Annotated in this window: 18 protein-coding genes; 3 read left to right on the top strand and 15 right to left on the bottom strand. The window is 68.4% G+C overall.

Annotated elements, in window-relative coordinates:
• Positions 1-143: 143 nt before the first annotated feature.
• The 3 genes from WT24_RS24395 to WT24_RS24385 all read right to left on the bottom strand — a co-directional run bounded on the left by WT24_RS24395 (position 144) and on the right by WT24_RS24385 (position 3,871).
• A complete protein-coding gene (locus WT24_RS24395) occupies positions 144-707 on the bottom strand; it encodes a barstar family protein (RefSeq protein WP_006476945.1) in 564 nt (187 codons plus the stop codon).
• A 16-nt stretch (positions 708-723) separates the two neighbouring features.
• On the bottom strand, positions 724-1,155 hold the full coding sequence (locus WT24_RS24390) for a ribonuclease domain-containing protein (protein WP_059500957.1): 432 nt from the start codon (positions 1,153-1,155) through the stop codon (positions 724-726).
• Positions 1,156-1,528: 373 nt separating this feature from the next.
• Positions 1,529-3,871, bottom strand: coding sequence for an NADP-dependent malic enzyme (locus tag WT24_RS24385; RefSeq protein WP_306453362.1), 2,343 nt, complete (start codon positions 3,869-3,871; stop codon positions 1,529-1,531).
• A gap of 134 nt (positions 3,872-4,005) precedes the next feature.
• Here WT24_RS24385 and thiL point away from each other — a divergent pair, with 134 nt between their 5' ends.
• The 3 genes from thiL to WT24_RS24370 are packed head-to-tail and all read left to right on the top strand — an operon-like array spanning position 4,006 to position 6,080.
• A complete protein-coding gene (gene thiL / locus WT24_RS24380) occupies positions 4,006-5,004 on the top strand; it encodes a thiamine-phosphate kinase (protein WP_060036100.1) in 999 nt (332 codons plus the stop codon).
• The gene (locus WT24_RS24375) at positions 4,994-5,539 is read left to right on the top strand and encodes a phosphatidylglycerophosphatase A (protein ID WP_059791881.1); all 546 of its coding nucleotides are present in this window, start codon (positions 4,994-4,996) and stop codon (positions 5,537-5,539) included. The genes thiL and WT24_RS24375 overlap by 11 nt, the downstream gene beginning before the upstream one ends.
• A gap of 40 nt (positions 5,540-5,579) precedes the next feature.
• Positions 5,580-6,080 (top strand): CinA family protein, encoded by a 501-nt coding sequence (locus tag WT24_RS24370; RefSeq protein WP_060036099.1) that lies wholly within the window; start codon positions 5,580-5,582, stop codon positions 6,078-6,080.
• A 30-nt stretch (positions 6,081-6,110) separates the two neighbouring features.
• On the opposite strand, the gene WT24_RS24365 is transcribed toward WT24_RS24370, so the two are convergent.
• From WT24_RS24365 to WT24_RS24310, 12 genes are all read right to left on the bottom strand, one after another.
• Complete coding sequence (locus WT24_RS24365; protein WP_059500953.1) at positions 6,111-7,169, bottom strand: hypothetical protein; 1,059 nt, start codon at positions 7,167-7,169, stop codon at positions 6,111-6,113.
• A 264-nt stretch (positions 7,170-7,433) separates the two neighbouring features.
• On the bottom strand, positions 7,434-8,276 hold the full coding sequence (pyrF, locus tag WT24_RS24360; protein ID WP_059500952.1) for an orotidine-5'-phosphate decarboxylase: 843 nt from the start codon (positions 8,274-8,276) through the stop codon (positions 7,434-7,436).
• Positions 8,277-8,315: 39 nt separating this feature from the next.
• A complete protein-coding gene (locus WT24_RS24355) occupies positions 8,316-9,377 on the bottom strand; it encodes an aldose 1-epimerase (protein WP_060036098.1) in 1,062 nt (353 codons plus the stop codon).
• A 49-nt stretch (positions 9,378-9,426) separates the two neighbouring features.
• Positions 9,427-10,233: an SDR family NAD(P)-dependent oxidoreductase gene (locus tag WT24_RS24350; protein ID WP_060036097.1), complete on the bottom strand. Its 807-nt coding sequence runs from the start codon at positions 10,231-10,233 to the stop codon at positions 9,427-9,429.
• A 28-nt stretch (positions 10,234-10,261) separates the two neighbouring features.
• Positions 10,262-11,278 carry an L-arabinose ABC transporter permease AraH gene (araH, locus tag WT24_RS24345; RefSeq protein ID WP_059500949.1) on the bottom strand — a complete coding sequence of 339 codons (1,017 nt, stop codon included), beginning with the start codon at positions 11,276-11,278 and terminating at the stop codon, positions 10,262-10,264.
• Between the two features lie 69 nt (positions 11,279-11,347).
• Complete coding sequence (araG, locus tag WT24_RS24340; protein WP_060036096.1) at positions 11,348-12,859, bottom strand: L-arabinose ABC transporter ATP-binding protein AraG; 1,512 nt, start codon at positions 12,857-12,859, stop codon at positions 11,348-11,350.
• A gap of 67 nt (positions 12,860-12,926) precedes the next feature.
• The gene (locus tag WT24_RS24335) at positions 12,927-13,922 is read right to left on the bottom strand and encodes an arabinose ABC transporter substrate-binding protein (protein WP_059500947.1); all 996 of its coding nucleotides are present in this window, start codon (positions 13,920-13,922) and stop codon (positions 12,927-12,929) included.
• A gap of 102 nt (positions 13,923-14,024) precedes the next feature.
• Complete coding sequence (locus tag WT24_RS24330) at positions 14,025-14,804, bottom strand: SDR family oxidoreductase (protein WP_059791982.1); 780 nt, start codon at positions 14,802-14,804, stop codon at positions 14,025-14,027.
• Entirely contained in the window at positions 14,804-15,481 is a 678-nt protein-coding gene (locus tag WT24_RS24325; RefSeq protein WP_059500946.1) for a 2-dehydro-3-deoxy-6-phosphogalactonate aldolase, read from the bottom strand. Before WT24_RS24325 ends, WT24_RS24330 begins: the two co-directional genes overlap by 1 nt.
• A gap of 29 nt (positions 15,482-15,510) precedes the next feature.
• Entirely contained in the window at positions 15,511-16,536 is a 1,026-nt protein-coding gene (locus WT24_RS24320) for a 2-dehydro-3-deoxygalactonokinase (protein WP_059500945.1), read from the bottom strand.
• A complete protein-coding gene (locus WT24_RS24315) occupies positions 16,533-17,432 on the bottom strand; it encodes an IclR family transcriptional regulator (protein ID WP_060036095.1) in 900 nt (299 codons plus the stop codon). Before WT24_RS24315 ends, WT24_RS24320 begins: the two co-directional genes overlap by 4 nt.
• 351 nt (positions 17,433-17,783) lie before the next feature.
• On the bottom strand, positions 17,784-18,182 hold the full coding sequence (locus WT24_RS24310) for an EF-hand domain-containing protein (protein ID WP_059500944.1): 399 nt from the start codon (positions 18,180-18,182) through the stop codon (positions 17,784-17,786).
• Between the last annotated feature and the right edge of the window lie 63 nt (positions 18,183-18,245).

The raw sequence follows: 18,245 nt of genomic DNA, 5'->3' as shown, positions 1-18,245 counted from the left end.
CGCTTCACTTCATTTGCCGTGATCAGCTTATGGCGGGACTTCCACCCGCAGGAATGCGCCCATGCTGGGCGCACACGCAAAAAAGCCCGCTCGAAGCGGGCTTTTGACGGGCGGTTCGGCGAATCGGCCGCAGGCCGATGCGCTTACGCGAACGAGTAGAACACGCGGAACGCGACCTTGCGCTCGGCCCAGAATTCGGCCGCCTCGCGGAACACGTCGAGCAGCGTCTCGCGCCCTTCCTTGTCGAATTTCTGCGCGATCGGCAGCCCTTCGAGGACGATCACGAAACCGGGCTGCGCGCCGGCCTTCGCGACGAGGTCGGTCAGGCAGTCGTACAGCGCGTCGTAGTTCTTCCCGAAATGCTTCGGAAACAGGAACGACGTCGCGATCGTTTCCATCACTTCCTGCTTCGACTGCGCGGCGCCGCAATACGCATACAGGAAATGCTGGCCGAGCCGACCGGCTTCGTCGGCGAGATCCTGCACGCGGAACGCGCGGATCGACTGCACGAGATTGGGTCGCACGGTCGTGAAAAGGCTCATAGGCTCCTCGTTCGATGAAAGCCCGGGCTCGGCTTCCTGTTGCTCCGGCGTGCCGCCGGCCTGCGCCGCCGCGTGCAACTGAATCACACGCTGAAACAGATTACCGTCGCCGGCCGCGAACAGTTCCGCCGCCGCCGTATCGTGCGCGTAGATGGAGTCGCTCATGCCATTCGTCCCGAAGTCATTCAACAATACGTTTAAAACTGTTGTAGTGGTCGCCCGTGTAATAACAGTTGTCGATCCGGCGCAACGGCCCGCCACAGACGATCCGGCGCGCGCCGCGATTGCGCGCACGCGGCGTCGGCACCGTGTACTCATGGTAGTAGCCGCGCTTCGCCTTCGGCAGGATCCGCTCGCGATTGCCGAATACGACGCCGTCTTTCTCGTACGGATAGGGGCCGCCGGCGGCGATCAAGCCCAGCGTGGTCACGGCCTCGCGCGGAAGACGGGCGGCCGGGATCGTATCGAGCCCGCTCGCGGCCACGTCGGCCGGAACGGCCTCCCGTGCGTAAGCGGCGGAAACCAGACTGCCCGTCGGCGTGCCGACGATACCCATCGCGAACATCGCGAAGACGGACGCGAGCGCGCCGTTGCGGAGCCACTTGCGTGCCATGAACCAGGGTTCCCGCTGTTAAATCAAGTAGTTGACGACCAACAAAGGCGTTAGCGTAGCGTTATTGGCCGCGCGAATCAATGTCCGTTTGGGAATCGAAAGCCGCGCGACACCGGTAATGCCGTATTTCTTATCGAATTTACACTACATTTAACTTACATAGGATAAAATACGACCGGCATCTTTCATATGGCAAGACCCTGCCTCCTTGCCACACTCGCTACCCGGAGTGGAAAGATGCTGCTGTTGCTTATGGGAAGCGCGATTGCGCCCTGCCCGCGGCGTGCCCATTGCGGGCACGCCTCTTTTTGCTTTTGTTTACAATTTCGCCCGACGCGCGGCACCGGTTCGACCGGCGCCGCGTCGTTTCGCCTCAGCGCGCGGCGTTGACGTCGGCGACCAGCAGCGCCGCCATGTTGACGATGCGGCGAACGGTCGCCGATTCGGTCAGCACGTGCACCGGCTCCGCGGCGCCCAACAGGATCGGCCCGATCGCGATGTTGTTGCCGGCGGCCGTCTTCAGCAGGTTGTACGCGATGTTCGCGGCGTCGATGTTCGGCAGGATCAGCAGGTTCGCGTCGCCTTCCAGCGTCGATTCCGGCAGGATTTCCTTGCGCAGCGCCGCGTCGAGCGCGACGTCGCCGTGCATCTCGCCGTCGACCTTCAGCTCCGGCGCGGCTTCCTGCAGGATCGCGAGCGTATCGCGCATCTTCTTCGCCGAAGGTGCATTGCTCGTGCCGAAATTCGAGTGCGACAGCAGCGCGACTTTCGGCTCGATGCCGAAGCGGCGCACTTCTTCCGCGGCCATGATCGTGATCTCGGCCAGTTGCTCCGGCGTCGGATCGACGTTCACGTGCGTATCGACGAGGAAAATCTGGCGGCCCGGCAGCACGAGGCCGTTCATCGCCGCGTACACGCTGCAGCCCGGGCGCTTGCCGATCACCTGGTCGATGAAGTGCAGGTGGCGGTGCGTGGTGCTGATCGTGCCGCAGATCATCCCGTCCGCTTCGCCCTTCTTCACCAGCATCGAGCCGATCAGCGTCGTGCGGCGGCGCATTTCGACGCGCGCGAGCTGCTCGCTGATGCCCTTGCGCGCCATCATCTTGTGATACGTCTGCCAGAAGTCGCGGTAGCGCTCGTCGTGCTCGGTGTTGACGACCGTGAAATCGGCGCCGGGCGTGAGGCGCAGGCCGTAGCGCTGGATGCGGTGCTCGATCACCGACGGGCGGCCGATCAGGATCGGCTTCGCGAGTTTTTCGTCGACGATGATCTGAACGGCGCGCAACACGCGCTCTTCTTCACCTTCCGCGAACACGACGCGCTTCTTCTCTTCCGGCGCGGCGCGCGCGATCTGGAAGATCGGCTTCATCGTCGTGCCGCTGTGATACACGAACTGCTGCAGATGGACGCGATACGCCTCCATGTCCTCGATCGGGCGCGTCGCGACGCCGCCGTCCATCGCGGCCTGCGCGACGGCCGGCGCGATCTTCACGATCAGGCGCGGATCGAACGGCTTCGGGATCAGGTATTCGGGCCCGAACGACAGATCCTGGATGCCGTACGCGGTCGCGACGATGTCGCTCTGCTCGTGCTGCGCGAGTTCGGCGATCGCATTGACGGCCGCGATCTCCATTTCGCGCGTGATCGTCGTCGCGCCGACGTCGAGCGCGCCGCGGAAGATGAACGGGAAGCACAGGACGTTGTTGACCTGGTTCGGGTAATCGGTGCGGCCGGTGGCCAGCACGGCGTCGGGGCGCACTTCGAGCGCGAGTTCCGGCAGGATTTCCGGCGTCGGGTTCGCGAGCGCGAGGATCAGCGGGCGCTCGGCCATGCCCTTCACCATCTCCTGCTTCAGCACGCCCGCGGCCGACAGGCCAAGGAAGATGTCCGCACCGTCGATCACTTCGGCGAGCGTGCGGGCGTCGGTTTCGCGCGCGAAACGCTCCTTGTCCGGATCCATCAGTTCGGTGCGGCCCTTGTAGACCACGCCGGCCAGGTCGGTCACCGTGATGTTCTCGAGCGGCAGGCCGATGTCGACCAGCAGGTCGAGACACGCGAGCGCGGCCGCGCCCGCGCCGGACGCGACGAGCTTGACCTTCTTGATGTCCTTGCCGACGACCTTCAGGCCGTTCGTGACGGCCGCGGCCACGACGATCGCGGTGCCGTGCTGGTCGTCGTGGAACACCGGGATCTTCATCCGCTTGCGCGCTTCGCGCTCGACGATGAAGCAGTCCGGCGCCTTGATGTCTTCGAGGTTGATCCCGCCGAAGGTCGGCTCCAGCGCGGCGATCACGTCGACGAGCTTGTGCGGGTCCGATTCGTTCAGCTCGATGTCGAACACGTCGATGCCCGCGAACTTCTTGAACAGCACCGCCTTGCCTTCCATCACCGGCTTCGACGCGAGCGGGCCGATGTTGCCGAGACCGAGCACCGCCGTGCCGTTCGTCACGACGCCGACCAGGTTGCTGCGCGCGGTGAAACGCGCCGCGTTCAGCGGGTTCTCGACGATCTCCTCGCACGCGTACGCCACACCCGGCGAATACGCGAGCGCGAGGTCGCGCTGGTTGATCATCTGCTTGGTCGGAGCGATCGCGATTTTGCCGGGGGTCGGAAATTCGTGATAGTCGAGCGCGGCTTCGCGGAGCTTGGCTTTGGAGGAGGCTTGGGTGGACATGTGTCTCGTGACGTGCGGATTAGAATAACTGTTCGACGGCATTGTAGCGCCAATCATCGGCCGCCAGACCGGCGATTCGGGTGCAACAGCCGCGACCAAAATGTACTGGATGGTGCAGGAGCGCCGCCGCTCGCCTCGTACAATGCCGTTCCTTCAACCGTTTCGGACCGCCCGCCGTGCCAGCCGCCCTCTCCGAGTTTTCGCTGATCGAACGCTTCTTCACGCGCCGCGCCGCGCAGGGCGCCCGCGCGTCGACGCTCGGCATCGGCGACGATTGCGCACTGATTGCGCCCCGATCCGGGAAATTGCTGGCCATTTCGACGGACATGCTGGTGGAAGGCCGCCACTTCTTCCCCGATGTCGCGCCCGACGCGCTCGGCCACAAGACGCTCGCGGTCAACCTGTCGGACCTCGCGGCGATGGGCGCCGAGCCGCGCGCATTCACGCTCGCGTGCGCGCTGCCGCGGGCCGACGCGGCGTGGCTCGAGGCGTTCAGCGACGGCCTCTTCGCGCTGGCCGAGCGATACGGCTGCGAGCTGATCGGCGGCGACACGACGAGCGGGCCGCTGAACCTGTGCGTGACCGTGTTCGGCGAAGTCGCGCCCGACGCGGCGCTGCGGCGCGATGCCGCGCGCGACGGCGACGACGTGTGGGTGTCCGGCACGCTGGGCGATGCGCGCGCGGGCCTCGGCGTCGCCCGCGGCGAATGGGTGGCCGGCGCGGATGAAGCCGCCGCGTTCCGGCGCGCGCTCGAGCGGCCCGAACCGCGCGTCGCGCTCGGCTTGGCGCTCGCGGGCGTCGCGCACGCGGCGCTCGACCTGTCGGACGGCCTCGCCGGCGATCTCCAGCACATCCTGACGCGCTCGAACGTGCGCGCCGAGATCGACGCCGACGCGGTGCCGCGCTCGGCCGCGCTCGCGACGCTGCCGGCCGACGTGCAGCGCCGCTGCACGCTGGCCGGCGGCGACGACTACGAACTGTGCTTCACGGCGCCAGTCGCGGCCCGCGCGGCGGTCGCGGCGGCGGGCGCCACGGCCGGCGTGCCGGTCACGCGAATCGGTACAATACGCGCGTTGTCCGCGCCGTCGGCGCAACCCGCCATCGCGTGGCGCGACGCGGCCGGCGCGCCCCTCGCTCTCACGTTGCACGGCTTCGACCACTTCCATGCAGACTGATCCGACGCCCACGCACGCCGCGGCCGAGCCCGGCGCCGCGCAGCCCGCGCCGACACGCGTGACGGCCCGCTTCATGCTGTCGCACCCGGCGCATCTCGTGTCGCTCGGCTTCGGCAGCGGGCTCGCGCCAATCATGCCCGGCACGTTCGGCTCGCTGTTCGGCTGGCTCACGTTCGTCGTGCTCAACCGCTACCTGACAGTGCCCGAATGGTGGGCGCTGATCGCCGTCGGCTTCGTGGCGGGCACGTGGGTCACCGGTTTCACCGCGAAGAAGGCCGGGATGGCCGACCCGGGCGCCGTCGTCTGGGACGAGATCGTCGCGATCTGGCTCGTGATGCTGTTCGTCACGCCCGCGACCTTCGTCGGCCAGCTGTGGGCGTTCGTCGCGTTCCGCTTCTTCGACATGCTCAAGCCGCCGCCGATCCACTACTTCGAGCGCCGCCTGAAAGGCGGGCTCGGCATCATGGTCGACGACCTGGTGGCCGCGTTCATGACGCTGCTCGTGATCGCCCTGTGGCGCTCCGTCGCCGGCTGACCGATTTTCCGACTGCTTCCCCGACTGTTTCCCGACGCGTATGCCAACCGATTCCGTCGTTCACCAGCTTGCGATCCGCGCTGGCAACAAGCTGCGTGACGAGCACCTCACGCTCGCCACCGCCGAATCCTGCACCGGCGGCATAATCGCCGCGGCGATCACCGACATCTCCGGCAGCAGCCAGTGGTTCGAGCGCGGCTTCGTCACGTACTCGAACCAGGCCAAGATCGAGATGATCGGCGTGCCGGCCGACCTGATCGACAAGCACGGCGCCGTCAGCGAGCCCGTCGCGCGAGCGATGGCCGAAGGCGCGCTGCGCAACAGCCGCGCGCAGATCGCGCTGTCCGTTACCGGCATCGCGGGCCCGGCCGGCGGCAGCGAGAAGAAGCCGGTCGGCACCGTATCGTTCGGCTGGAGCAACCGGCTGCATACCGACGTCGAGACGCTCGTGTTCAAGGGCGACCGCGAACAGATCCGCACGCAGGCGGCCGCGCATGCGCTGCGCGGGCTGCTGAAGCTGCTCGACGAGCGCGAGCGCTGACCGGGCGGGGCGTGCCGCCCCGCCGCGCGCTTATTGAATCGCGTCGGGCTTCACGACGATCCAGTTCTTGTCCGCCGTCACCGGCAAGCCGAGCGACTTCTGCTTCGCGGCCGATTCGTCCGACCACGCGCGGATCTGCGCCATCTGCTTGTCCTTCTTGTCGACCCACACACGCACGCCGCCGCGCGCGACATCGGTCGCGTTCAGCAGCATGTAGCCGTCGGACGTCGGCGTGTCGCCCGCGACGAGCACCGGCTTCTTCCACTGGTCGATCCAGCCGACGATCGAACCGAGCTTGCCTTCGTACCACGTCATCGGGTTCATCAGGAACGGCGTGATCACGAGGTGGCGGTTCGCGGCCTCGTCGTACTTGCCGGCCTTGATCTGCAGCCGCGACGTCGTCAGCGTGCCGGTCGCCGGGTCGCGCAGCAGCGTCGTCACGCCGATCACGTTCTGCGGCTTCACGTTGTAGCCGTACTTCGGATCGGACAGCACGAGCCGCGCGAGCTCCTCGTGCGCGGCCGTCATCACGTAGACGTCGATGCCGTTCTCGCGCAGCGCGTTGTACAGCTCCTGCATCCCGCGGAAGAAGCGCGGCGGGTTCACCGTGCCGTCGACGATCTTGTCGCCGTGCCAGTAGCGGATCGGAATCGGCTTGCCGTCGGCGAGCATCGCGTCGACGTGGCGCTTCAGGTCGGCGAGCGACTGCCCGGCGAACGCCTGCGCGATCCATGGATAGCAGACCAGATCGTCGATCTCGCACAGCCGGTAGTAGTAGCTCGTCAGCGATTCCTTGTAGTCGGCGGCATCCTTGAACGGGATCAGCTTCAGCGACGGGTCGAGCGAATCGCGCGTGAGCACGCCGCGGTTCTCGAGATACGGCAGCAGCGCTTCCTCGAGGTCGTAGCGGTAGGTCGTGTTGTCGGCGTCGAACACCGCGTAGTCGCCGCGGTTCGCGTGCGCGGCGATCATCGCGTTCAGCGCCTTCGCGCTGTCGGCCGGCCAGTGCGACAGATCCGCCGCATGGGCGAACGTCATGCACAGCGACGCGGCGAACGCGCTCAGAAGACGGCGGGACAGCTTGGGCATGGCGTCGCTCCTTTTCTTGACATTTTCGTGACGGATCGATGACAAGAGGCAGCATCGCGCGAATAAATTAGCGACATGCGGTGCGGAAGCGACGGGAAGTTGTCGGCGTGCGCCAGGGACGATCGGGGAACGCGGAGGGGAACGGGAGGATGCAGCGCGGCCCGCGGGCGCTGGGCGGGCACCAACCGCCCAGCGGGCGGCCGGGCGGTGTGGTGCGATACGGTACAGCGATACGGTGCGGCGATACGGCGTCGCGCGATTCGATCAGCGATGCGCGTTGATCGCGTCGCGCGTCTTCTGCGCGGCGAGCGCCGCGGCTTCGACGAAATCCTCGCCCTTGCTCGCATACAGGATCGCGCGCGACGAGTTGATCATCATCCCGGTGCCGTCGGCCGTGCGCCCCGCGTTGACGGTCGCCTGCACGTCGCCGCCCTGCGCGCCGATGCCGGGAATCAGCAGCGGCATGTCGCCGACGATCCCGCGCACGATCTCGATTTCGTTCGGGAACGTCGCGCCGACCACGAGGCCGAGCTGGCCGCTCTTCGCATTCCACTTGTTCGCCGCAAGGTCGGCGACGACCTGGTACAGCGGCCGGCCCGGATGGCCGGCGCCGTTCGTGTCGAGGAACTGCAGGTCCGAGCCGCCCGGGTTCGACGTGCGGCACAGCACGATCACGCCCTTGCCTTCGTGCTCGAAGTACGGCTCGACCGAGTCGTAGCCCATGTACGGGTTCACCGTGACGGCGTCCGCGCGATAGCGCTCGAACGCTTCGCGCGCGTACTGCTCGGCGGTGCTGCCGATGTCGCCGCGCTTCGCGTCGAGGATCACGGGCAGGCCCGGATGCTGGAGATGGATGTGCGCGATCAGGCGCTCGAGCTGGTCTTCCGCGCGGTGCGCGGCGAAGTATGCGATCTGCGGCTTGAACGCGCTCGCGTACTGCGCGGTCGCGTCGACGATCTGCCGGCAGAACTCGAAGATCGCGTCGGGCTGGCCGTCGAACTGCACGGGAAAGCGCGACGGCTCGGGATCGAGGCCGACGCACAGCAGCGAATTCGTGCGTTGCCACGCGGCGCGCAGCGATTCGATGAAAGTAAGCGGGGAAGACATGGCGGGTACTCGCGGCAAACCGTTGGTAGACCGCGTATTTTACCCGCGTCGCGGGCGGGCCTCGCGTGCCGCGGCGCTGCCGCGCGCATCGGCGCGCTCGACGGTGAACGCGAAGCGCCGCGTGAGCCGCTCGCCGGGCGCGAGCAGCGTCATCCCGTGCGCGGCCGCGCCGCCCGGCAGGTTCACCGCATTGATCGGATGATCGACCGGCTCGAAGCAGAAGAAATCCTCGCCCGGCGGCGTATAGAGCACGTACGCGTCGGCGTCGGCCGAGACGGTCAGCGACAGCCGGCGGCGCGGCCAGCTCACCGTCGCGTGGCCGCCCCAGCCGGTGAACGCGTGATTGACGAGCGTGGCCGGCAGCGGATACGCGACGCCGAACTGCCAGGCCGGCGGCACGCTGACGTGCCGCACCGGCAGGAAATCGGCGCCCGACAGCCACAGGCCGCCCGCCGCCGCGGCCAGCTCGGTCGCCGCATCGCGCACGAGGAAGGGATGCACGCCGAGCCCGAACGGCAGCCGCGCGCGCCCCGCGTTCTCGATCGTCAGCGCGATCGACAGCGTCGCGTCGTCGAGCTCGAACGACTGGATCGCGCGGAACGCATACGGCGCGCCGGCGGCACGGTCGAGCGACAGTTGCAACGACGTGTCGGTCACATCGTCCACCTGCCACGGCGCGAGCCAGCCATCGCCGTGGATCGGCAGCGGCTCGTCGCGACGGTTGCGCGGCACCGCGACCTTGCGCCCGTCGCATTCGAAGCGCCCGTCGCCGATCCGGTTCGAGTACGGCAGCAGCGGATAGCACGCGAGCTCGTTCGGGTCCGTCGCCGTCTCCGGGTGCTCGCAACGACGGAACACCGGCATCAGCACGCCGTTGTCGCCGCGCCAGTCGAAGCGCGCGATGCCGCCGCCGAGGTGCGGCAGCACGTCGAGCCGCAGCGACGCGTTCGACAGCGTGACGGCCGCCGCATGCGCGGCGCCGACGCCCTGCGCGAACGCGGCCGTCTGCGGGCCGGGGCTGACCGGCTGGGCGGCGGCAGCCAGGCGCGCGCGGCGCGACTGGCTGGTGGACGACGATGCGCGCGAGGACGTGGCGGTCATGGTGAGCTCCTTTCCTTCGTCGAAGAAACGATGCAGGTCGTGCGAACGATCAGGCCCAGCCGCCGTCGACGATCACGTCCTGCGCGGTGATCATCCGGCTGTCGTCGGCCGCGAGAAACAGCGCCATCCGTGCAAGATCGGCCGGCAGCAGCTCGGCATCGATGCACTGGCCGGCCTTGATCGCCGCGCGGCCCGCGTCGTCGAGCCACAGCCGGCGCTGCTTGTCGGTCAGCACCCAGCCGGGCACCAGCGAATTCACGCGGATGCCGAACGGGCCGAGCTCGCGCGCGAGGCCGCGCGTCAGGCCCTGCACGGCCGCCTTCGCCATCACGTAGACGGGATAGCCGCCGTTCTTCAGCATCCAGCTGATCGAGCCGAGATTGATGATCGCGCCGCCGCCCTGCCGCTTCATGTCGTCGATCACCGCCTGCGCGGCGAAGAACTGGTGACGCAGGTTCACCGCGATGCCCGCGTCGAACGACGCGGGCGTCACGTCGCCGATCGCATGGCGCGTGTCGTTCGCCGCGTTGTTCACGAGCACCGCGATCGCGCCGATGCGCGCGCGGATCGCGTCGATCGCCCGGCGCAGCGCGTCGATGTCGGTCAGGTCGCACGACAGGAACAGCGGCGCATGTCGCGCATGCGCGAGGCGCTCGGCGAGCGCGGCGCCGGCCGCCGCGTCGAGATCGACGAATGCGACGCGCGCGCCCTGTTCGGCGAAGTGCTCGACGAACGACGCGCCGATGCCGGTCGCACCGCCCGTGATCAGCACGGTGCGATCCTCGAGGCTCGGGTAGCGCGCGAAGCGCGTGTCGCTCGCGGCGTGCGGATCGGGCGCGGAAGTGTCGATGGTCATGCGGATCGTCTCCGTGGGAACAGGTCGGTCAGTCGCGTACGCCGCGGTTCTTGAGCTGGTCGAGCAGCACGGCCGCGAGCAGGATCGCGCCGCGCACGAGGTACTGGTAGAACGCGTCGATGTTCAGCAGGTTCATCACGTTCTCGACGGTGCCCATGATCAGCACGCCGATCACGACGCCCGAGATCGTCGCGCGGCCGCCCATCAGCGACACGCCGCCGAGCACACACGCGGAGATCACGTTCAGCTCGAAACCCTGCGCGGCATTCGGCTGGCCCGACGTGATGCGCGACGCGAGAATCACGCCCGCGAGCGCCGTCACCGCGCCCTGGATCAGGAAGATGTACACGCGCGTGCGTTCGACGTTGATCCCCGCGAGCCGCGACGCTTCCGGATTGCCGCCGATCGCGAGCGTGTTGCGGCCGTAGACGGTCTGGTTCAGCAGCACGCCGAACCCGATGAAGCACAGCAGCGTGACCCAGATCGGCAGCGACACGCCGAACATCGACAGCCCGCCGAGCGCGATGAAGGTGTCCGACGACACGCCGACCGCCTGCCCCTTCGACACGATGAAGCCGAGCCCGCGCACGATCTCCATCGTCGCGAGCGTCGTGATCAGCGCGTTGATGCGCAGGTACGCGATCACCGCGCCGTTCACGAAGCCGATCGCGGCGCCGGCCGCGACCGCCGCGACGATCGCGACGAACGTGTTGTCGGTCGCGTTCAGCACCATCGCGCACAGCACGCCGGAGAACGCGACGGTCGAGCCGATCGACAGGTCGAAGTCGCGCGACGCGAGACAGAACATCATCGTGCACGCGACCATGCCGATCTGCGAGATCGACAGCGCGAGGCCGAGCATGTTGTCGATCGAGAAGAAGTGATCGACGGTCAGCGACATCGTGATGAACATCACCGCGAAGATCGCGATCAGGCTGTATTCGGTCAGATGCTGCCACCACTTCTGGCGGTCGCTCTGCTGCGGCACCAGCGCGTCGGCCGACGGCTTCGCGGCGGCGCTGGCAAGATTTTCGTTGACTTGCATGGTGTATCTCCTGCTCCTGCATCGCGCGGCCCACGCCGCGCGTGTTCGATTCGAATGTCGTATGCCGCGTCAGGCCGCCTCGACCGCACTCGTCTGCGGCAGCGCGAGGTTCAGCACCGCGTGCTCGTTCGCCTGCGCGCGCGGCAGCTCGCCGGCGATCCGGCCTTCGCGCATCACGACGACGCGGTCGGACACGCCGAGCACTTCCGGCAGTTCCGACGACACCATCACGATCGCGCAGCCACGCTCCGCGAGCCGGTAGATCACGTCGTAGATCTCGTGCTTCGCGCCGACGTCGATCCCGCGCGTCGGCTCGTCGAGGATCACGACCTTCAGGTCGGGCTCCGCGAGCCAGCGCGACAGGATCGCCTTCTGCTGGTTGCCGCCCGACAGGAAGCGGATCTTCTGGCGCCGGTTCGGCGTCTTGATCTTCAGCCGCTGGATGAAGCGGTCGGCCGTTTCGCTTTCGGTCTTGCCGTTGATGAAGAGCCCCGCGCGCAACGAATGGCGGCGGCAGCTGATGTTGATGTTCTCGGCGACCGACGCGATCGCGATGATCCCTTCTTCCTTGCGGTCCTCGGGGCACAGCACGATCCCGTGCCGAATCGCGTCGCCGGTGCGTTTCACGTCGATGCGCGTGCCGTCGAGCGTCAGCACGCCCGCGCGCCGGCGGTCCGCGCCGTACACGAGCCGCATCAGCTCGCTGCGACCCGCGCCGACGAGCCCGAAGAAACCGACGATCTCGCCCGCGCGCACCGAGAAGCTCGCGGGTTCGCGCAATGCCGGGCCGTCGACGCCTTCGGCGGAAAACCGCACGTCGCCGAGCGCGCGCGGCGCGTAATGGTAGATGTCCGAAATCTCGCGCCCGACCATCTCGGCAACCAGCCGCTCGCGCGGCACGTCGGCCAGCGATTCGTGCGACGCGATCTTGCGCCCGTCGCGAAAGATCGTGCACGCATCGCACAGCCGGTAGATCTCGTCCATCCGGTGCGAGATGTAGATCAGCGCGCGGCCTTGCGCACGCAGATCGTCGACCAGCTTGAACAGCACTTCGGTCTCGCGATGCGACAGCGAGCTCGTCGGTTCGTCGAGCGCGATCACGCGCGCGTTGCGCATCAGTGCCTTGCAGATCTCGACCATCTGCCGCTGCGCGATCGACAGCCGCCCGAGCCGCGCGTCCGGATCGAGATCGACGCCCATCTCGCCGAGCCGCTCGCGCACGTAACGCTTCGCCTCGCGCTTCCTCACCCAGCCGAACGCGTTCGGCAGGCGGCCGAGCAACAGGTTTTCCGCGACCGTCAGGTCGGGCACGTACTGCAATTCCTGGTGAATCACCGCGATGCCGGCCGCGATCGACGCGGCCGCACTCGCGAACTGCACGGGCTGGCCGTCGACCAGCACGCTGCCCGCATCGGGCTGGTATTCGCCGCCGAGAATCTTCAACAGCGTCGACTTGCCCGCGCCGTTCTCGCCCATCAGGCCATGCACCTCGCCCGCATGCACGTCGAACGAAATGCCGTCGAGTGCGCGCACGCCGGGAAATACCTTGCCGATATTGTCAAAACGCAGTGCCGCTGACACGTCGTCTCCCCACTTCTAGATCGATCGACCGCCGGCCGCCGCGTCGCCGCGGCAGCCGGCGGGCCGCTTACTTCGACGCGAGCCCCATCTCCTCGCGCACCTTCGCCACGTTCTCGCGCGTCGCGAGCATGCCCGTCGTCAGCGTCAGCGGCGGCGGCGCCTTGCCCTGCGTGATCCACGCGTACATCAGGTCCGAGGTTTCCTCGCCGTGGCGCTTCGGGCTGATGATCACGGTGCCGTAGAAGCCCGTCGGCTGCGGCTTCTTGAACTCGTTCAACGCCGAATCGGAACCGCCGATGCCGATGCCGATCATGTTGTCGGCCTTGAAGCCGCGCCCTTCGGCCGCGCGCACCGCGCCGAGCACGGCCTCGTCGTTCAGGCCGTACGCGACCCAGTGCTTGAACTGCGGATTCTTCGTGAGCGCGATGTTCGCCGCGTTGAACGCGTTTTCGGTGTCGGTCTTCGCCTGCGGCGCCGCGATCACGTTCGCCTTCGGGAAGCCGGCGGCGACCAGCGCGTCGGTCGCGCCGCTCGTGCGGTCGTGCGCGGTCGGCAACTGCTCGTAGGTGATGTCGATCGCGCCGACGTCCTTCATGTCCCAGCCGCGCTTCTTGATCTCGGCCGCGATGCCGTCGCCGACCTGCTTGCCGATGTTGTACGCGGAGATCCCCATGTGCGGCACCGCCTCGATCGGCTTGCCCGCGCCGTCGACGAGGCGGTCGTCGACCGTCATCATCTTCAGGTTGTGCGACTTCGCCTTCGCGACGATGCCCGGCCCGAGTTTCACGTCGGGCGTGCAGATGATGAAGCCCTGCGCCTTCTGCGCGGACAGGTTGTCGATCGCGCTCATCACCTTCTCGCCGGACGGCGCGCCGATCTTCACGAGCGTGAAGCCCTTCTGCTTCGCGGCGATCTCGGCGAATTTCCATTCGTCCTGGAACCACGGCTCTTCAGGCTGCTTCACCAGGAAGCCGATCTTGACCGGGTCGGCCGCGTGCGCGACCGGGCTACCCATCACCACCGCGGCCGCAGCGGCCAGCGTTACGAACGTTCTGCGTTTCATCTCCAGTGTCTCCTTGTTTTCATCGAACAGGATGCAGCCGCTTGTTGGTTTCGACGCAGCATGCGCGCGGCCGTCGCACGTGCGGTCTTTCGAATCGTTGCGTCAGTCGTGATACAGCGCCGCGCGCCCGCCATCGACGGTGATGCACGCGGCATTGATGAACGGCGCCTCGTCGGACGCCAGGAACACGGCCGTCATCGCGACCTCCTCCGGGCGGCCGATCCGCTTCATCGGCTGCAGCGCGAGCGTCTCGGCGCGCGCGGCGGCCGGATCGGGCTGCGCGTCCCACCAGTCGCGCGTCAGCTGCGTCTCGATGTAGCCCGGCGCGATCGCGTTCACGCGCACGTTGCGCGCCGCGTATTCGATGCCGAGCGCCCGCGTGAGCCCCAGCACGCCGTGCTTCGCGACCGGGTACGGAAAGCAGCCCGGGATGATCCTGAATGCATGCGTCGACGCGATGTTCACGATGCTGCCGCGCCCGCGCTCGACCATGCCCTCCAGCGCCGCACGGCAGCCATGCCACACGCCGTCGAGATCGACCGCGAAGCAGCGCCGCCAGTCGTCGTCGGTCATCGTCAACGGATCGGCGAACACGTTGATGCCCGCGTTGTTCACGAGCACGTCGAGCGGGCCGAACGCCGCTTCGGTCTGCGCGAGCGCGTCGCGTACCGCCTGCTGCCGCGCGACGTCCGCCTGCAGCGGCAGCACGCGCGCGCCGTCGCATTCGTGTGCAATCGCGGCGGCCGTGTGCTGCGCCTGCGGGAAGTCGAGATCGACGAGCGCGACGGCCGCGCCTTCGCGCACGAACGCGCGCGCGATCGCGGCGCCGATGCCTCGGCCCGCGCCCGTCACCATCGCGACCTTGCCCGCGAGGCGGCCCATCATGCGGCTCCGCCGCGCGCGACGCGCAAGCCGGCCTGGAACGCACGCGCATTCGCCGCGGTCGTGTCGGCCGACTGGCCGGGGCGATACAGCGCCGAACCGAGCCCGAAGCCGTTCGCGCCGGCGTCGAGGAACGGCCGCATGTTGTCCGGCGCGATCCCGCCGACCGGAATCAGCGGCACCGCGCGGTCGATCACCGCGCGCCACGCCTTCACGACCGTCACGCCGAGTTGCTCGGCCGGGAACATCTTCAGCACGTCGGCGCCGTTCGTCAGCGCCGCGAACGCTTCGGTCGGCGTCGCGACGCCCGGCGCGCTCGCCAGCCCGCGCTCGCGTGCGCGGCGGATCACGGCTGCGTCGCTGTGCGGCATCACGATCAGCGCGCCGCCCGCGTCCTGCACGCGGTCGACGTACTCGGCGCGCAGCACGGTGCCCGCACCGACGATCGCGTCGTCCGGCAACGCGCGCCGCAGCGCCGCGATGCTGTCGAACGGGTCCGGCGAGTTGAGCGGCACCTCGACGATCCGGAAGCCGGCGTCGTACAGCGCGCGGCCGTGATCGGCCGCTTCGGCGGGCGTGATGCCGCGCATGATCGCGATCAGCGGACACGCGTCGAACGCGCGCATCAATGCGGCGTGGGGCGTGTACGGCGCGGGCAATGTCAGGTCGGACGGCATCGAGGATTCCTCTGCAAGCGGTTCAGTGTTCAGTGGTCGGCGCAGACGGGTTTGCCGTCCGCGCGCACGAGCCCGGCGCGCGACGCGATCCGCCACAGGCCGAGTTCGGTCGCATGCGCGGCGACACGCGCATGCGCATGGCCGAATACCTGGAGCGCATCGACGTAGCGCGAGCACAAGCCGTCGTCGCCGATCAGCAGCAGCGGCTGGTTCGCGAGCGCGATGCCGCGCTCCGCGAGCATTGCATCGAGCGCATTCAGCTCGTGGCCGATCAGCAAGCCGGACAGGTAGTCGCCCTGCGCATCGGGCGCAAGCCGGTCGGTCAGCCCCAGCGTGCGCGTGCTGAAAATCGTCGCGAGCAGCCCCGTGTGTTGCGCGCCGCGTGCGACCGATACGCCGCGCACGAACGCGTCGCGGTCGGGCGACGCGCCCGTTCGCATCGTGCGGCCGAGGATCGTGTGATCGCGCAGCACCGCGAACAGCTCGCCGGTCATGAAGGTCTGGAAGCGCTCGATCAGCCCGTCCTTCACCCACGCCCATTTCGCATGCGTGCCCGGCAAGCCGATCAGGACCCCTGAACGATCGGCGCCAAGCGTCGGGTCGCTCGCGAGCGCGCCGACGATCTGCGTTTCTTCGCCGCGCATCACGTCGGGCAATTCGCCCGTCGCGATCACGCCCGGCACGATCGAGACCGTCGCGCCGCGCGCCGTCGTCACCGTGATGAGGCCCGCGACGAGCGCGTCGGCGCCGGCCGGCACCGCGACGTACGGCGCCTCGCGCCAGCCCTGCGCGCTGCCGACCATGCCGGCGGCGAGCACCGGCAGGCCGGGCGCACGGTCGAGCCAGTCGCCGCACGCTTCCTCGAACACCGCGTCGAACGCACGCGCGCCGCCGCCCGGCACGTGCATCACGCCGGCCGCCCGGCTGCGCGTGTCGATCGGCACGCCGTGCGCGTCGAACAGATACGCGCGCAGCGACGTGGTGCCCCAGTCGAGCGCGATCAGCGACGGGGAGGCGGAGCTGGCATCCGGAACGGGCCGGGTCGAAGTCGTCATCGTTTGATCCTGCGGGTACCCTGCGGCGGGCTCCAGCCCAGCTCCGCGGAAATGGCTCGCGCTTCGCGCTGCACGAGCGGAATCAGTTCGTCCATGCGGTCGTGCGGCATGTACGGAATCGTGCTCGCGACCGACACGGCCGCGACGATCGCGCCCGACGCATCGCGGATCGGCGCGGCCACGCAGCGGATCGACGCCTCGTTTTCCTCGAGATCGAACGTATAGCCGCCGGCCGCGTAATGGGCCATGCGCTGCAGGAACGCGCTCGTCTCGGGCCGGTTGTCGGGCTTGAAGTTGACGCCGGCCAGCGCACGCCGCGCGGCTTCGAACAGCGAGCGCCACAGGTCCGGATCGAGGTCGAGCATCATCGCCTTGCCGATGCCGGTCGACGCGAGCGGCATCCGGTGGCCGACGCGCGAGCGCATCTCGAGGCCGCGCGTGCCGGGAATCTTGTCGATGTACAACACGTCGTCGCCGTCGCGCACGCCGAGGTGAATCGTGTCGAGCGTCGCTTCCGCGAGCGCTTCCAGATGCGGACGCGCCACCGCGGTGAGCGGCATCTGCTCGAGCGCGATCGTGCCCAGCTCGATCAGCTTCGGGCCGAGCAGGTAGCCGCCTTGCACCTGGCGCAGATAGCGCGCCTGCACGAGGCTGCTGACGAGCCGGTGCGTCGTGCTGCGCGTCGTGCCGAGCGCGGCGCCGATCGCGCGCATGTCGCGCGCGCCGTTGGCGATCGCCTCGAGGATCGCGAGGCCGCGCAGCAGCGTCTGCGTGCCGGCCTGCTGCGCGGCGAGGTCGAGCGGCGTGCTGGTCGCGCCGATGCTGTCGGTCAGCGACGCATTGACCGGCATCGCGCGCTGGGCGTCGAGGGCAAGGGAATCTGGCATCTTGGTCATGGGGCGGGGCTTCTTCAACGGAATCGGTGAAGCCGCACGCGCGGCGCCGGAACTGCGTCCGGTGCTGCGGCGTGGCGGCGGTCGATGCACCGAGTAAAGCGCCCGGCGAACTTCATGGAAGGTGTCTCCGTGTGCGACGGGCGCCGCGCGATGCGTGGGTCCGAAGCTGTCGATGTGCTTCGGATTGTAGGAGCGCACGCACTCGTCTCCAATATTTGAATGCGTTGTCCAGATAATGAGATTGGGACGAAATCGGCCGCGGGCTCGACGCGGCGGCCACGCCATGCGCACGGGGGCGGAAAACCCGCCGCGTCGCAGGCTCCGCCCCCGTTTGTCCGACGCGTCCCGCGCTTACTGCTGGCTCGTGTCGCGCGTCTGCATGTAGCGCTGCACGTCGGCAAACGACACGCGACCGTTGCCGCCCGCGTCGATCTGCCGGAAGTGGTTCGCGACATAGCCGAGGCCGGCCGCACGCGCCTGCGACTCGGTGATCGAACCCGTGTTCTGCGTATCGGCCGCGCTGAACTGCCGCGCGAGCTTGCGCACCACCTGCGCATGCAGCGCGGCGCCGGTCGTTTGCGTGCCGGCGGTCGGATGGCGGGCGGCCGGCGGCACGTACGGATCGCCGAGTTGCGCCTGGCGCGCACGCGCCGGCGCGGCGGCGTCGCTCGCCTGCGCGAACGCGGAGAGGGATGCTGCGGCGCCGACGCATGCGAGCGCCGCGGCAACGACGATGAAACGATTCTTCATGTCAGGCTCCAGTCTGGAATGAGGTCGACGGCCGGCGAGCGGCGCCGCCGGGGGCGCCCGTCG

The sequence above is a fragment of the Burkholderia sp. MSMB1078WGS genome (assembly GCF_001528895.1).
Classification (GTDB): Bacteria; Pseudomonadota; Gammaproteobacteria; order Burkholderiales; family Burkholderiaceae; genus Burkholderia.
The sequence above is the reverse complement of the archived record's forward strand: the minus strand, read 5'-3'. Positions and strand labels throughout refer to the sequence as shown.

Bases quoted from the DNA above. Each gene is read 5' to 3' on its own strand.
- WT24_RS24395 (WP_006476945.1), bottom strand. From the start codon at position 707: ATGAGCGACTCCATCTACGCGCACGATACGGCGGCGGCGGAACTGTTC.
- WT24_RS24390 (WP_059500957.1), bottom strand. From the start codon at position 1,155: ATGGCACGCAAGTGGCTCCGCAACGGCGCGCTCGCGTCCGTCTTCGCG.
- WT24_RS24385 (WP_306453362.1), bottom strand. From the start codon at position 3,871: ATGCCGTCGAACAGTTATTCTAATCCGCACGTCACGAGACACATGTCC.
- WT24_RS24375 (WP_059791881.1), top strand. From the start codon at position 4,994: ATGCAGACTGATCCGACGCCCACGCACGCCGCGGCCGAGCCCGGCGCC.
- WT24_RS24370 (WP_060036099.1), top strand. From the start codon at position 5,580: ATGCCAACCGATTCCGTCGTTCACCAGCTTGCGATCCGCGCTGGCAAC.
- WT24_RS24365 (WP_059500953.1), bottom strand. From the start codon at position 7,169: ATGCCCAAGCTGTCCCGCCGTCTTCTGAGCGCGTTCGCCGCGTCGCTG.
- pyrF (WP_059500952.1), bottom strand. From the start codon at position 8,276: ATGTCTTCCCCGCTTACTTTCATCGAATCGCTGCGCGCCGCGTGGCAA.
- WT24_RS24355 (WP_060036098.1), bottom strand. From the start codon at position 9,377: ATGACCGCCACGTCCTCGCGCGCATCGTCGTCCACCAGCCAGTCGCGC.
- WT24_RS24350 (WP_060036097.1), bottom strand. From the start codon at position 10,233: ATGACCATCGACACTTCCGCGCCCGATCCGCACGCCGCGAGCGACACG.
- araH (WP_059500949.1), bottom strand. From the start codon at position 11,278: ATGCAAGTCAACGAAAATCTTGCCAGCGCCGCCGCGAAGCCGTCGGCC.
- WT24_RS24335 (WP_059500947.1), bottom strand. From the start codon at position 13,922: ATGAAACGCAGAACGTTCGTAACGCTGGCCGCTGCGGCCGCGGTGGTG.
- WT24_RS24330 (WP_059791982.1), bottom strand. From the start codon at position 14,804: ATGGGCCGCCTCGCGGGCAAGGTCGCGATGGTGACGGGCGCGGGCCGA.
- WT24_RS24325 (WP_059500946.1), bottom strand. From the start codon at position 15,481: ATGCCGTCCGACCTGACATTGCCCGCGCCGTACACGCCCCACGCCGCA.
- WT24_RS24320 (WP_059500945.1), bottom strand. From the start codon at position 16,536: ATGACGACTTCGACCCGGCCCGTTCCGGATGCCAGCTCCGCCTCCCCG.
- WT24_RS24315 (WP_060036095.1), bottom strand. From the start codon at position 17,432: ATGACCAAGATGCCAGATTCCCTTGCCCTCGACGCCCAGCGCGCGATG.
- WT24_RS24310 (WP_059500944.1), bottom strand. From the start codon at position 18,182: ATGAAGAATCGTTTCATCGTCGTTGCCGCGGCGCTCGCATGCGTCGGC.